The sequence below is a fragment of the Reichenbachiella sp. genome (assembly GCF_033344935.1).
Classification (GTDB): Bacteria; Bacteroidota; Bacteroidia; order Cytophagales; family Cyclobacteriaceae; genus Reichenbachiella.
In genome coordinates this window covers 1,733,785-1,748,610 of record NZ_JAWPMM010000001.1, presented here as the reverse complement: position 1 = coordinate 1,748,610, position 14,826 = coordinate 1,733,785, and the positions used below count along the sequence as shown (strand labels likewise).

Here is a 14,826-nt window from a genome sequence, read left to right as displayed (position 1 = left end):
CGAACAATACACATATTATTACCTGTTATACAACAGGTAACCAACAAGAAAAGGGCATATAAGTGATAATAACAAACATCATATACGTGGTTCATTAAAGAGGTTTCTTGAAGTCAATCCTGTCCAAGTTGTTTTAAATATGTTGTGATACAAGCTGTAGCCTGCAATTTTCAGCCACTTTCTTGAGGTATCTCCCTTATAAATTGAATGATAGTTGTTGACTGGCATCTGGGCATGTAAACCCTTCTGGGATGAAAGGCTGATTGAGCCATTTGAACAAGTCTATTTTAGATAGGATTGCGATTCTGATAAAGCTGATCAGATTAGCTAGTGACCAGTTATATTTTGCCTTGATTTTAAGGTATTTCAGGATCAGCATGGCCAGCATTGCGGTCCATAGCTGGATCAATACTGCATTTGGGCTTGTACCAATAAAGGTTTTGACTTTCAGATGAGTTTTGATATCTCGAAAGAATATTTCTATTGACCATCTCTGTTTATAAAGCTCAGAGATGGTTTGTGCTGTCCAAGTCTTTTGATTGGTTAAGAGTCTGATAATTTTCTGATTCACCTCATCCCAGATCTCTACAAGGCGCAGTGGCCTTTGATACACTTTTCTTGAATTTGGGCTCAAATTTATCTTGGCGTCTTTCATAATTGGCATTTTTGTTTTGCTACAACTGGCAATTGTTTCCAAAGACACATCGTCTCTACAACGGACTACAAAATTCAGTCCCTGCTCATGCCAGTGTTGCAGGAGTTTAAAGTCAAGAAAACCCCTGTCTGCCACTACTACACTGCCTTTGGGCATGCTAAATTGCCTGGCAGCAGGAGCTTCATGCTTTCTTCCATCAGTGAAATACATATATTGAGGCAGGCAGTTGTCGTAATCCAAGAGCATGTGCAATTTCATCGCACCCTTACATTGTCTGTAATGTGCCCAGTCAAATACTTTAAGGCAGACACCTATCAAACTGGCATCTAACATAAATATCTTCGCCTTTATCCTGCTTAACTTCCTGCGGTCTTTACGATTACCCTGTTCAAACAGCCTTTCCTTACATTTGAGATAAAAATCTCTGAATAGCTCCCAACTACGATGTGTATTTTGATAGCTCAAAGTAGATCGTTTTACTAGGTGACTGATGCCCAGGTGATTTAAATTTCCTTGTGCCGACATTAGTCCATTGCAAATATCACGAAGCCCTTCACACTTGGTAAATTGACAAAATACCATTGCAATTAGCTGATGCCAGCTATCCAGACCTTTGCTATGCTTATTAGAATTATGCTGTCCAACTAATTTATCGAAATCTTCTCGTGGAAGTAGCCCAACTATTTGAGCAAAAAGTGTCATATTCATATCGGCAATTGATTTTATTTATCGCTAAATAAATCTAACCCACTTCGGTGGGTTTGCCACTTTTTCTGTAAATCCGTCTTGGACAGGATTGACTTCAAGAAACCTCTTTAATGATTGTCTTTTCGTGCGGAGTTTAGCTACAGGCGAAACTTCAACTCATAGCAGTCTGTAAGTCAGCGAAGATACTCCTTTGTATAGCTAATGAATGGCTTTCTAGTGATAGAAGGCAAGGGTTATTATTGAGTAATAACTACCAGATAAGGTTTGTTTTATTTGGCGATCCATGTTGATCTTGTCCCGAAAGGGTCCATTGGTATGACCAACATACTAATAATATCACAGAGCCTGCTAGATACTTTTGTTACAACCACATCAACCATTGTGGGATTACTTAATAAAATGTATAGATTGGACATAAAAAAAGTATCCTGTCGGCCAGGACAGGATACTTTGCATGATACAAAAACAAAACTACTTAACGATTAAGTTTCTTTGAATAACCGACCGAGTCGATTACTTCTTTTCGATTTTCTTTAGTACGCTGTAATCCTCATTGCTCACTTCGTAAGAATATGATCCAGCAGGAAGGTTTGAAACATCAAATCTCTTCAACACTTTGTCTTTTTTGACTTTGCCACCGTAAAGAGTAACACCGGCTTCGTCTTTTATAGTAATTCTTACCTTACTATCCGCAGGATTCTCCACCTGGATGTAAACCATACCATTTTTCTGAGCGAAGATGTTTGCCTTTACTTCTGAAACATCCTTGGTTTCTGCACCGTGGATTTCAGCCATTGCTACTGATGAGAAGGTTAAAGTTGCGATCACTAATAATGATAAAGCTTTCATAAGAATTTGTTTTTCTTGTTTAATAATTATGTAGCAAGATTAACGGCGTTTTCCGACCGGCGAAAGCAAATTCCGGTGAGCTTCATTATTTCACAGGTGAAATGCAGCACTTTTCAGATGAATTTTAAGGCTATTTTTTGGACAAAAATCCGTCCAAACTATCCTCATATTTTATTCTGTCAATTGACAGTTTTTTAGTGCGTAAAGTGCAGATAAATAGAATAGAAAGGGTAAAAATGAAAAACCATTAACCAGGTTACATAGAGTAACCTGGTTAATTAGTCTATCGTATAGGATGATCTTTTATTGTGCAGTAGAAGGCCTGTGGGGATGGCCGCGTCAATCCAATCTCCCGGCGGAGATTTGTTTTCCTCGCCATGACGTCGTTCACTAGAGCCTCTATATTAACCCTGGGTTTTGAAAACTTTGAAGCGTTCTGGTTGGAATATTTCGCTGAATTCTCCAACTGGTATATTCCTATTACACACCCCAAAAACCGCCGAGCCAGTCCCGGTCATAGAAGCATAGTCTGCGCCTAGGTCAAGAAGTTGATTTTTAATCTTTTGAATTTCTGGATGGGCGGAAAAGACGGTTTCTTCGAAATCATTAATTACAGTGCCTTGCCAAGTTTTGGGGGATTGCTGGAGGGTGGTTTTGATATCATAGTCAGGCGCTTTAGGCGTGATACCGCTGAAAGCAGTCTTCGTACTCACATGAATGCCTGGAAAAACCACCACAATCCTATACCCGGATAAATCAATACTAATGTCCTCCATCACCTCTCCTATGCCTGTGACTAGCTTGGGTTTGTTGTCGATGAAGAATGGACAATCCGCTCCTAAGGTTTTAGCGTAAGCTTCTAGTTGTGTATTAGCCAAGCCTATTTCAAACTGATCGTTCAACAACTTCAAAGCAAAAGCGCCATCGGCAGATCCGCCGCCTAAACCTGCTCCCATAGGAATGACTTTATGCAAATGCATTTTTACAGGTGGAATGTCATGCTTTTCTTTAAGCAGCTCATAAGCCTTCACACAAAGGTTGCCACTACTGTCGCCCGGAATGTCTAAACCTGATGAAGTGAACTCAAACTCATCCGCTGGCACAATTTCTAATGCGTCCTTCCAGTCTATAGGCAAAAAGCAAGAAGAGAGATTGTGATAGCCATCCGCCCGTTTGGAGGTGATGTTGAGACCGATGTTGATCTTGGCGTTGGGGAAAGCGATCATTTGAGGAGGTATTCGTCACTTCGAGTGAAACGAGAAGTCCCCCGCGGCAGTGCAGCTCGCCAGGGATTTCTCCTTCCTACGTCAGTCGAAATGACGCTGTTTTAGTTTACTTAGTCATCTGATCGATGATGTCTTGCGTGATACCAGACGAAGAAAATCCACCGTCGTGCATCAAGTTTTGCATCGTCACCATCTTAGTCAAGTCTGAGAACATAGAAATACAGTAGTCCGCACAGGCTGCTGCAGAAGCATTGCCTAGCGGCGACATCTTTTCTGCATAATCCATGAATACATCAAATCCACCTACTCCAGAACCAGCTGTGGTCATGGTTGGAGACTGAGAAATGGTGTTTACTCTTACTTTTTTCAATCTTGCGAATCTTTCTCCATAGCTACGTGCGATAGACTCTAACATTGCTTTGGCTTGTGCCATGTCTGAATAATCAGGAAATGTTCTTTGCGCAGCGATGTAAGTCAAAGCCAAGATTGAACCCCACTCGTTCATGGCGTCTTGCTTTTCAGCTACTGCCATTACTTTATGAAATGAAATCGCCGAGATGTCCATGGTCTTGAGCATCCAATCGTAGTTCAAATCGCCGTATTCTTTATTTTTTCTTACATTCGGGCTCATGCCGATCGAATGCAGTACGAAATCCAATTTTCCACCTAAAACTTCCTGAGACTTAGTAAATAGGTTTTCCAAGTCCTCTACAGAGGTAGCATCTGCAGGAATCACTTCAGCCCCACATTGCTCTGCCAATTGGTTGATCGCTCCCATTCGCAATGCGATTGGTGCATTTGTCAATGTAAATGAAGCACCTTGCTCGTGAGCTTTCAAAGCCACTTTCCATGCAATTGAATTTTCGTCCAAAGCACCAAAAATGATCCCTCTTTTTCCTTTTAATAGATTATTAGACATTTGATTTAGTTTCTATTGTTGTAAAAAAAGCAAAGATAACCACTCTTGCTAGAGTTGCCCTTTGCGTTCAAATTATTTCATTTCTATGAGTTCCTTGGCACTATTTCGTGCCGTATCCGAAGGATTCTCTCCTCCGATCATCTTAGCAATTTCCTCCAGACGATCAGCAGGTTCTAGTTTGCGAATCATACTCTCGGCCTTCTCCGCTTCGTTGTTTTTATACACAAAGTAATGTGCCTGACCACGTGCGGCTATCTGTGGCAAATGACTTATAGAGATGATTTGATGATTCTCAGACATTCGTCGCATCATATTGGCCATTTTCATAGCAATTTCACCTGATACTCCCGTATCAATCTCATCAAATACCACGGTCGGCATGGCTGTTTTGCTTGCCAGCAAATACTTGATACAAAACATGAGTCTAGAAAACTCTCCGCCTGAAGCCACATTCCCTACAGGTTCAGGCTTAATGCCTTTGTTTGCACTGAATAAGATTTCAATCTCGTCAATGCCTAATTTCCAAGGCTCCACTCTTTTGTAGACAAACTCAACATGTCCGTCAGGCATTCCCACTTCCGCAAGCAAACCATTGAGTGAGGAAGAAAAGGTATCAATCTGGCCTCGGCGCTTTTCAGAAAGGGTCTCGGCCGATTGTATCATTTGCCTTTCCATCTTTTCCTTTTCACCTTTCAGCTCTTTAATCTCTTCTTCCAGATTGATGGCACCTAAAGTTTCGCTTTCCAACTTATTTTGAATGGTGATCAAACCCTCGACATCAGCCACTTTATGCTTTTGTTGCAACTTATAGATCAGGTCTAGTCGCTGGTTCACTTCTTCTAGTCGCGAAGGGTTGTGTTCCACATTATCCTGGATAGTGACCACATCTCTAATGATGTCAATAATTTCCTCCGTAGCTGATTCAAACCTTGAGCTTAGTGTTTCTAATTCTTTCGAAAAGCTGGCTATGTTTTTTAATGCCACTGAGGCCTCCTTCAGGCGATCGTTTATGGCTATTTCACTCTCATCAAACTCCACAGATATCTGTGACAGTTTGAGTTTTATTTCTTCTGCGTGCTCCAGAAGTTTTAGTTCCTCTTCCAAGGCAGCTTGTTCCTCTGCCTTTAGGTCAGCGGCCGCAAGTTCTTCTAGGAGATACTTTTTATAATCTTCGTCTGTTTTGGAGTTTTTCTCCTCCTCGAGAAGCTCTGTTAGTTTTTTAGACAATCGGCTAAATACCTGATAATCGGATTGAAATTGTTGAAGTTCTTTTGTGGTCTGAGCAAAATCATCAATCAGCTTGATCTTCACCGATTTGTTACCCAATTGGATACTTTCATTTTGAGAATGAATATCAATCAGGCGCAGACCAACTGTTTTCATTGTCTCCAACGTCACGGGTACGTCATTGATAAAAGCTCTAGACTTTCCTTTAGGATTAATTTCTCGTCGGATAATAGAAGAAGCCTCATAATCCAAGTCTTCTTCTTCAAAGAGCGCTTCCAAGCCAAGTTTAGAGATATCGAATTCCCCTTCTACCACACACTTCTTATCCTTATCGAGCAAGGCTTTGGTATCGGCTCGTTTGCCTAGCAACAAGCCTACTGCACCTAGCATGATTGACTTTCCTGCTCCTGTCTCACCTGTAATGATATTTAATCCTGCATCTGGTTCGAGTTGCAGTTTTTTTATCAAGGCATAATTACTGATGGACAAACTGGAAATCATAAAATAGCAGTCTCTTCTTTAGGTGAAAATGAGGTCAAAAATAAGAACTTTCGAGATATGTATCTGTCAATCTTTTCCAAAGTTTAGAACTTTGGAAAAGATGCGAATTAGTTATCCAGGATCTTACCAAACTGGTCCGTCTTAGAAGGCTCCAATGCCTTTAAGATATTGTAAACTTCTCGTCGCTGCGACAAGTCTCCATCTGAGAAAATGCTGACAATCTCATCCATTTTGGCATCTAAAAAAGAGATGATCAAAATAGACCGAGGTTTTGATCGATTGACTTCCTGTACTTTTTTAAGCGCTTCAAAAATGTTCGTTCTTGCTGTCTCCGGATCGTCGGACATCAGGTCTAGTCCTTTAAGGTGATAGTCATACATCACTTCTCTCATTGGTTCCATCACCTGATCTATACTATTCTCCGCGAGCCAATATCTGTTTCGCACGCTGTTGAATTGATCCCAGCCAGTATAGCCAGACTGCTGTGCATTATTCACCACTTGCCAAGCGGCTTCGTAATACCGCTGCCCCCCCAACTTCTCGAAAGAATCGTAATCATTGGCAATGATCATGTAAGCATAAAAACCCAACATCGAAGTGATATTAGACATGAATGTGGTAGGCTGGAAGTCAAGCGGCTGCGATTCTGTGTATTCGAAATTGAAATCTCTATCGGCAAAATTGATCAGTACGGCTTCATAAGATGAATTATAGACCGGCCTTGCTGCAATGACCTGAACGGTAGCTTGGAAATTACCTAGTGATGGCTGAGACTCCAAAGTGATATTTACCCCACAGTTGATCCGCTCGTTGTTTTCAAAACGTTCATCCGCCCATTTTCGGTCATTTAAGAATTTAGCAAACTCAATTTCCATCTCCTGAAAGACTTGTCTTTCAGTTGTTTCAATTTGCACGGCATTCACCGTAACCTGACAATTGAGCTCTTGTGCGCTGAGCGGCCTCATAGCACAAACAAAAAAAACAAGTAAGAAAAAGTTAAGCGGTGATTTTTTCATGAATGCAGTCAACAATGTCTTCAGCTACTTTTTGCTTCGATTTGAGCTCAAAGTGTTTCGGTTTTTGATCAACGCTGAAGATAGTAATTTTATTAGTATCGACAGAAAATCCAGCGCCATTATCATTCAATGAATTCAAGACAATGAGATCAAAATTCTTCTTGGCTAATTTCTCCTGTGCGTGTTGCTCTTCTTTTTCTGTCTCGAGAGCAAATCCCACATTGATCTGATGCTTTGATTTGCGTTTTCCCATCTCAGCGGCGATGTCCTTGTTCTTCACCAATTCAATGGTCATGGACTCACCTGCTTTTTTGATTTTCTCTTCTGCTGGGGATACCGGTCGATAATCTGCCACTGCGGCGGCAAATATTGCAATATCGGTTTTCGAATAGCTTTCTTCAACGGCATGAAGCATTTCATCAGCTGAAGAAACTCTTATTAAAGCAATGCGATCAGAATCTATTGAATAGTTACCTGGCCCTGCGATGAGTTGTACTTCAGCTCCCTCACTGGCCATGGTACGCGCCAACGCCAATCCCATCTTCCCAGATGAATGATTACCAATAAATCGGACGGGATCAATTTTTTCGTAAGTAGGACCAGCAGTAATCAATACTTGCTTGCCTTCAAATCTTTTTTTTTTGGAAAAGTGAGACTCTACTTGGGCAACTATTTCCTCTGGTTCGGCCATTCTTCCCTCACCTACTAGTCCACTAGCCAATTCTCCATGCTCAGCATCTAATACTTGATGCCCGAAAGATTGCAGTGTTTTTAAATTCTGCAACGTGGCGGGATGTTTATACATATCCAAGTCCATGGCAGGTGCTATCATCACCGGACATTTGGCAGATAAGTAAGTCGCTAAAAGCAGATTGTCACATAAACCATGAGCCATTTTGGCTATGGTATTGGCACTGGCTGGAGCTATCAAAAACAGATCAGCCCAAAGGCCCATTTCTACATGATTCTCCCATTGTCCTTGATCATTCTTCTCAAAAGAAGAAACCACAGGATTTTTTGAAAGCGTAGAAAGTGTGAGTGGTGTAATAAAAGTTTTGGCCGAAGATGTCATGATTACACGAACCTCACAGCCAGCTTTGACCAGGAGCCTAATCAAAAGTGCGGATTTGTATGCGGCAATGCTGCCGCATACTCCTAATAATATTTTCTTCCCCTTGAGCACTGGGGCGCCAATTAAATTTCGATGCCGCCTTCTTCTTTTACCGCATCTCTAACCAAGATTTTTCCTTCAGAAAATTCTTCGATAGCCACGATAGTAGGCTTTGGCATTCTTTCATAAAATTTAGAAATTTCGATTTGCTCTCTGTTTTCGAAAATTTCCTCCAAGTTGTCCACTGTAGAAGCAAACTCGGCCAATTTCCCGCTCAACTCTTCTCTTACATTCGAAGAGATTTGTCTAGCTCTTTTAGAAATTACATTCAAAGACTTGTAAATATTGCCAGTAGAAGCTGACAAATCAGTGATATCTCTAGTTACAATTGATGGTTTAACCGCCATTATTATGAATTTTTAGATAATTTTTTCTTTTGTTCAAGTGACTCCACATAAAACTTCTCAGCCTTTTTTAAGAATTCACTTTCTGGATATTTGTCTATAAACTCTTCATAGAGTTCAATAGTTTTTTGATAACGTTCTTTTTGCTTCGCTCTAATACTCTGTTTAGCATAGCTATATTCAGAATCAACCGCGTAATACATGATTTCTTCATTCAACTTAGAATCAGGAAACTCATCTGCGAAAGTTTCAAAAGCTACTCTAGCTGCCTCCCATCTTTCCAGTCTGTGGTATTGCTTAGCATTTTCAAACGCCTTTTTTTCTAATTTTCTCTGCAGTTCGTCAATATACTTGGTAGCTGGCTGAGCATATTCGCTGTAGGGGTTTCTATTGATAAACGTTTGGAATTCGTTGATTGCTGTATAAGTACTTGTCTGATCCAGATTGTATACCGGACTTTGTAAGTAGGCAGAATAGGCAGACATATATGCGGCTTCTATAGCCCACTCACTTCGAGAATAAATTCTGGCGAATTCATTAAAGTAACTACCACTAAGAATATACTGTCGCTGATGGTAGTAAGCATAAGCCCTATAGAAACTGGCTTTTTCAGCATCCTTTGTACCCTTGATGATAGGCAATACCTGATCGAATAAAACACTTGCCTTATAATACTCCTCTTCTTCGTAATAGCGAAGAGCAGCCTCATACTTCATTTGCCAATCTGTGCTTTTTTGTAGTTTTTTAAATTCACTACATGAAATGGCTAAAACAGCCATCAAAACCAGTACAAAATTCCCTAAAACCCTCATTTTTCGCATAAGCCTGCAAATATAGCTTCTTTGTTTTAAATACAATACTTTTTTGAGACGAGATTATTCTTGACCAGAATGGTTCTATCGCTCTTTAAGTAAATGATCCTGAGTGGTTTTTAGTTGCTTCATCATGCCAGATTTATCACCTTCTTCCAGCATTTTTTTTCCTTTTTCTATTTCATCCTTGTTCTCCTCGATGAGTTGCTCAGCTTTGCTTTTCAGGTTTCCATATTTTGTCACCTTGTCTCCGGGTTTGTAATAGGTTGCCACTTCGTAAAGCTCCGGCCTTTCATCCGAGCGCCAGTCGAATTCTTCCAGAAACATTTGATCCTCTTCTAACTCATGTGGCGGAATGAATTTAGCTTCGGGTTGTGTATAAAAGGAAATATTCTTCATAAGGTTATCCTCAAATCGCAGGGTCATCGAACTGCAAAATATTTTGTTCATGCCTATCATCAGACTATCTCCTTTGAGAACAAAATAGTGACTTTCCCCATTTCCATTAATATCCATGGTTTGAATATCTCCGTATTCATTAAAGTCGCCGACCATTTTCCTTCCTTTGATTTGATTGTGCTGCCCCAGCGTATCTATCGATATCAAAAAAGCCTTTCGTCGTAGTGTCATCGTTCTTAGAATATCATCCTTAAACAATAGGTCGATACTATCCGCAACCATCTGACTACTCTTGTTCCATATCACTGGATCGTTGTACATTTGTATAGTCGAATCAGAGAGAAAATAGGCAACCGAATCACATTTCCCCTGCATATTCAGCTTGTACATCAGAATATTGTGATAGGCCAATATTCGCTCTTTGTCTTTATCCACATTTTCTATTGAAACCAAAGTATCAGATACCATAAAAAATGTATCCTGACGCATGACTCGTTTCATCAGTGGGCGGCCATATACTGTACTCACACCTGCTTTTTTATCATAAACCGCCTTCTCTCCGAAAATCAATATGTCATCCTTTTTTGAAGTCATCACTACATTTCCCTTCGCAGTGTAAAACTTCTTTTGATCGTCAAGAAATAGCTCATCACCGGTGACAATGTAGTTTCTAGTTTCGATAGTTCCTTCAGTGAAAGTGGTTTGGTCGTGTGAGGTTCTAAAACGTCCTCCATCTGAATCTACCGTAGTTCCATCCTTATCTTCTATGTAAGTTGGACCTTTAGTAATAGCGATTTTGGTCCTGGAAGAATACTCCAAAGTATCAGCTCGTAGGTTGAAATCAGGAGAAACTAAAAGCACATTTCTATAAAAGAACGCCTGGCTGCTTTTTGAATGATAGACACCATACACACTGGTAAGCGTATTTGTTTCATCCACTAGTTTGCCATGTTCCTTGAACTCACCTACTTCGGTTACTAAATTGTAATCCAAAATATCAGTATAGAGTACCTTTTTTCCTTTTCTATAGACTACATCTTCGCGAAGCAAAGCCATACCTTCATCCCCTTGATAAATAAGTTTCTTGGCCGTAATAGTCACAGAATCGTCTACAATTCTCACTCTACCAAAAGCTTCCATTTCGTTCTTCCTGTTGTAGAAATAGGCAGAATCACAATAGACTGTGGTTGATTCCTGAGTAAAACTCACATTATGAAGAAGCTTCTTAAACCTTACATTTCCATCACGCGCATTGGTTAGTCGATCAGCCTTATATCTGATCTTCTCTCCCTTCTGAGCAAAAGCAGCCCCGGATACAACCAATGAACAAATCAACCAAAACAGAAATGTATTTCGCATAGTGTAAAAATATGAGGCAAAACTACAAGGAAACCTTGAGATAAGTAAACATTAAAATCGAGGACTGTCCAAACAAATCAGATGCCAAATGAACCAGTGTTCATTCGCTTCCCAAACGAAAAAAAACTAAGTTTGATCAAAATTTTCCAAGTGAGTACATTCTTAAATCAAGTCAAGCGGTATATCAATAAAAATAGTCTGTTCAGTAAAGAAGACAAACTATTAATTGCATTGAGCGGGGGGCTGGATTCTATGGTATTGACTCACCTTCTATTTCAACTTGATTTTCATATTGCAGTAGCTCATTGCAATTTCCAGTTGAGAGGAACAGATTCAGATGCTGATGAGGAGTTTGTGGAGGCTTTTGCCAAAATGCACAAGATCCCATTTTACAGCAAAGCCTTTGACACTAAAGCGTTTGCAAAAGAGAAAAAACTATCTACACAGTTGGCCGCTAGAGCATTGCGGTATGCATGGTTTGACGAAGTGATGAAGGATCAGGGATATGATTATCTTGTTACGGCCCATCATGCCAATGATCAGGTAGAAACTATGCTATATAATATGACCAAAGGAACAGGTATTGCTGGGCTCCGAGGTATCCCACTCAAAAATGATCAAATCCGAAGACCACTGCTTTCCATTCCCAAAGCGGACATTGAAGCCTACGCGAAGAAGCATCAACTACCCTGGCGAGAGGATGTATCCAATCAAGAGGACAAATACAGCCGGAATCGCTTGCGCTTGAATGTGATTCCCGAACTCAAACAACTTAACCCCGGACTGGAGCAGACCCTGACCAATAACAGCAAAAGATTTGAAGCTTTAGAAAAACTGCTATTGCACCAAGCCAGTACAATCAAATCACAATACTTATCCAAGTATCAAGACTCCTATTCGCTGGAGCTATCATGGTTTGATGAAGAAAATGGTGGATTAGCTATTCTGATAGAAATTCTAAAACCCTTTGGTTTCAATTTAGATCAATGCTTTTCAATAGCTGAAGGCTTATCGAAAACCTCGGGAAAACAATACTTGTCATCGGATTATGCACTAACGACTGATCGAAGCAAACTTCAAATCACTCCTAAAGGAGAGACTAAAAATTTTCTCCTTACCATAACAGACTTTCCAAATCAAATAACCACCCCTTGGGCCGATTTTAGCATTGAACGTGTCGCTGCTCAGAAGGACTGGCCAAAAGACGGTCAGGTGGCTTGTCTCGATGCGGATTTGGTCAAATTCCCGCTAAAAGTGAGAAATTGGGAACAAGGAGATAGTTTTTATCCTTTAGGCATGAAAGGCAAAAAAAAGCTTAGCGATTTTATGATTGATGAGAAAATTCCCGTAAACTTGAAATCAAGGGTTATGCTGTTCGAATCTGATCATGATATCATTTGGGTAGCTGGCTATCGAATCGACGATCGATACAAAATCACTTCAAACACTAAAAACCTGTTGCTCATCAAAATGACCAATCATGTTTAATCCATTCAAGAAAAAATACAGCAAAGAAGAACTTGATCTCATCGCCTTTATGGCGCAGACCAGGCACTTTGAAAAATTGGATGAAGATGAATTGGCTTTATTTCTTCCTAGCATGTACCTGCGTACATACCAGCAGGATGAAGTAGTTTTCTTTTCTGGAGACCCCAGCCATGCCTTGTATGTAATCAAAAGAGGATCTGTCGCTCTCTCCATAGATGTGAATGACAAATTCGAGCAACTGGCAGAGACCTACCGTGGTGGCATATTCGGAGATAACAGTTTGATCGAAGACGCCAAAAGAATTTACACCACAGTGATCACATCTGAGAAAGCACAGCTTTACGTTATTCCTCAGATCAACATTTTAGAAATTTTTCAGTCGCACCCTGAAGTGAAGGCCAAAATGATGAGTGCCTTCTCGGAAATCTACAACGAGTATACCACACAGCTTTTCAAAACCTACAAGTCTCACTTTGGCTTTTTCGAGCTAAGCAAAGTCTACCAGGGAAAAATCTAGCACTAGATTAAGAAATCATTTCTTTATTCCAATTAAGCCTAATATTTGGCTATTTTTGCGGCACGAAAGATCCCTAATTTAGAATTATAAAAATACAAACAAGATGAAAGTAACCGTAGTAGGTGCCGGAAACGTAGGCGCCAGTGTAGCTGAGTACGTAGCCATGAAAGAATTGGCTGATGAAGTAGTGATCCTTGATATCAAAGAAGGTTTTGCTGAAGGTAAGGCCATGGACCTTAACCAATGTGCCACGCTTAATGGTTTCAACGCCAAAGTAATTGGTACTACGGGCGATTATTCTAAGACAGCCGGATCTTCTGTAGTAGTAATTACTTCAGGTATTCCTAGAAAGCCAGGAATGACTAGAGAAGAATTGATCGGTACGAACGCAGGAATTGTGAAGTCGGTAACTGAGAACTTAGTTAAACACTCTCCTGATGCGGTATTGGTAGTAATCAGTAACCCAATGGATACCATGACTTACTTGTCTGCTAAAACTAGCGGATTGGCTAAAAACAAAGTAATCGGTATGGGTGGTACTTTGGACAGCGCAAGATTCAAGTACAGATTGTCTGAGGCCTTGGATTGCAACCCTAACGATGTGAAAGGTATGGTAATCGGCGGACATGGTGACACGACTATGATTCCTTTGACAAGACTTGCATCTTACAACTCTACACCTGCTTCTGACTATATCTCTGCAGAGAGAATGGAGCAAGTATCTGCTGATACTATGGTTGGCGGTGCTACATTGACCGGCTTATTAGGTACTTCTGCGTGGTATGCTCCTGGAGCAGCAGGTGCTGAAGTGGTAGAAGCTATCATCAGAGACAAAAAAATCATGATGCCATGTTCTGTATACCTAGAAGGTGAGTACGGGCAAAAAGATATTTGTATCGGCGTGCCTGTCATCCTTGGGAGAAATGGATGGGAGAAGGTAATCGAATTGGATCTCAACGATGAAGAGAAAGCAAAATTCGAAGCAAGTGCTGCTGCCGTTAGAAAAATGAACGACGCTTTGGAACTATAATCCTTCGAGAACCTCAGGATGACACCTTCGAGAGCCTCAGGATGACACATTCGAGAACCTCAAGGTAGTAAAAATATCAACTCCCGCTTGAGCAATCAGGCGGGAGTTTTTTGTTTAAATCTTAGCGTTAAATGCCTTCCAGAATCTCAAGCAATTGATCAGCCGAAAGAAACTGATTATACTGAAATAGAATCTGATAATTCGGATTCAAAATACAAAGCGAAGGGTAAGACAATTTTCCATGCTGTGTTCCTAATTCTTTGGCCAATTCGTGAGTGCCCGTATTCACACCTGAAGGTTTGAAACGAAACACACGCCCACTAAATCCAATATCTTCTTTAGACTCTGCATTGAGCTTGATAAACCAAAAGGAGTCATTCAGTTTTCGGGCTACCTCTTTATTTCTAAAAGAAGTATTCTCCATAGCTTCACAATATTTACACCAGTCGGTATGAATAAAAACTACCAGCTTCCTTTTGGAAATTTGCTGTAAACTATCCAGTTGATCAAAAGTGTAGACGTTGGGCTGACTGTAAGTCAGAAATGGAAATAACAGCGGTGCTATGACCCAAATTATTATAGTTCGCGAACCAATCATGAATCAC

The 14,826-nt window shown here is 40.4% G+C and carries 14 protein-coding genes; 3 read left to right on the top strand and 11 right to left on the bottom strand.

Annotated features, from left to right (window positions below):
- Positions 1 to 196 precede the first annotated feature (196 nt).
- The 10 genes from R8N23_RS07580 to R8N23_RS07535 form a co-directional block, all read right to left on the bottom strand.
- Positions 197 to 1,363, bottom strand: coding sequence for an IS4 family transposase (locus tag R8N23_RS07580; RefSeq protein ID WP_318170978.1), 1,167 nt, complete (start codon positions 1,361 to 1,363; stop codon positions 197 to 199).
- 513 nt (positions 1,364 to 1,876) lie between these two features.
- Positions 1,877 to 2,212, bottom strand: a complete 336-nt coding sequence (locus tag R8N23_RS07575) for a T9SS type A sorting domain-containing protein (RefSeq protein ID WP_318170977.1) — start codon at positions 2,210 to 2,212, stop codon at positions 1,877 to 1,879.
- Between the two features lie 404 nt (positions 2,213 to 2,616).
- Positions 2,617 to 3,438 (bottom strand): 4-(cytidine 5'-diphospho)-2-C-methyl-D-erythritol kinase, encoded by an 822-nt coding sequence (gene ispE, locus R8N23_RS07570; RefSeq protein ID WP_318170976.1) that lies wholly within the window; start codon positions 3,436 to 3,438, stop codon positions 2,617 to 2,619.
- Positions 3,439 to 3,544: 106 nt separating this feature from the next.
- On the bottom strand, positions 3,545 to 4,357 hold the full coding sequence (locus R8N23_RS07565) for an enoyl-ACP reductase (RefSeq protein ID WP_318170975.1): 813 nt from the start codon (positions 4,355 to 4,357) through the stop codon (positions 3,545 to 3,547).
- Positions 4,358 to 4,429: 72 nt separating this feature from the next.
- Positions 4,430 to 6,085 (bottom strand): DNA repair protein RecN, encoded by a 1,656-nt coding sequence (gene recN, locus R8N23_RS07560; RefSeq protein WP_318170974.1) that lies wholly within the window; start codon positions 6,083 to 6,085, stop codon positions 4,430 to 4,432.
- Positions 6,086 to 6,192: 107 nt separating this feature from the next.
- Positions 6,193 to 7,101: a DUF4835 family protein gene (locus R8N23_RS07555; RefSeq protein WP_318170973.1), complete on the bottom strand. Its 909-nt coding sequence runs from the start codon at positions 7,099 to 7,101 to the stop codon at positions 6,193 to 6,195.
- A complete protein-coding gene (coaBC, locus tag R8N23_RS07550; protein ID WP_318170972.1) occupies positions 7,082 to 8,284 on the bottom strand; it encodes a bifunctional phosphopantothenoylcysteine decarboxylase/phosphopantothenate--cysteine ligase CoaBC in 1,203 nt (400 codons plus the stop codon). The genes R8N23_RS07555 and coaBC overlap by 20 nt, the downstream gene beginning before the upstream one ends.
- 11 nt (positions 8,285 to 8,295) lie before the next feature.
- Positions 8,296 to 8,619 (bottom strand): DNA-directed RNA polymerase subunit omega, encoded by a 324-nt coding sequence (locus R8N23_RS07545; RefSeq protein ID WP_318170971.1) that lies wholly within the window; start codon positions 8,617 to 8,619, stop codon positions 8,296 to 8,298.
- 2 nt (positions 8,620 to 8,621) lie between these two features.
- Positions 8,622 to 9,437 (bottom strand): outer membrane protein assembly factor BamD, encoded by an 816-nt coding sequence (locus tag R8N23_RS07540; protein WP_318170970.1) that lies wholly within the window; start codon positions 9,435 to 9,437, stop codon positions 8,622 to 8,624.
- 75 nt (positions 9,438 to 9,512) lie between these two features.
- Complete coding sequence (locus R8N23_RS07535; protein WP_318170969.1) at positions 9,513 to 11,186, bottom strand: OstA-like protein; 1,674 nt, start codon at positions 11,184 to 11,186, stop codon at positions 9,513 to 9,515.
- An 81-nt stretch (positions 11,187 to 11,267) separates the two neighbouring features.
- Here R8N23_RS07535 and tilS point away from each other — a divergent pair, with 81 nt between their 5' ends.
- From tilS to mdh, 3 genes are all read left to right on the top strand, one after another.
- Positions 11,268 to 12,674, top strand: coding sequence for a tRNA lysidine(34) synthetase TilS (tilS, locus tag R8N23_RS07530; RefSeq protein WP_318170968.1), 1,407 nt, complete (start codon positions 11,268 to 11,270; stop codon positions 12,672 to 12,674).
- Positions 12,667 to 13,191 (top strand): cyclic nucleotide-binding domain-containing protein, encoded by a 525-nt coding sequence (locus tag R8N23_RS07525; RefSeq protein WP_318170967.1) that lies wholly within the window; start codon positions 12,667 to 12,669, stop codon positions 13,189 to 13,191. Before tilS ends, R8N23_RS07525 begins: the two co-directional genes overlap by 8 nt.
- Positions 13,192 to 13,294: 103 nt before the next feature.
- Positions 13,295 to 14,221, top strand: a complete 927-nt coding sequence (gene mdh, locus R8N23_RS07520; RefSeq protein ID WP_318170966.1) for a malate dehydrogenase — start codon at positions 13,295 to 13,297, stop codon at positions 14,219 to 14,221.
- A gap of 127 nt (positions 14,222 to 14,348) precedes the next feature.
- Here the strand turns inward: mdh and R8N23_RS07515 are convergent, their stop codons facing one another.
- Positions 14,349 to 14,819, bottom strand: a complete 471-nt coding sequence (locus R8N23_RS07515) for a thioredoxin family protein (RefSeq protein ID WP_318170965.1) — start codon at positions 14,817 to 14,819, stop codon at positions 14,349 to 14,351.
- Between the last annotated feature and the right edge of the window lie 7 nt (positions 14,820 to 14,826).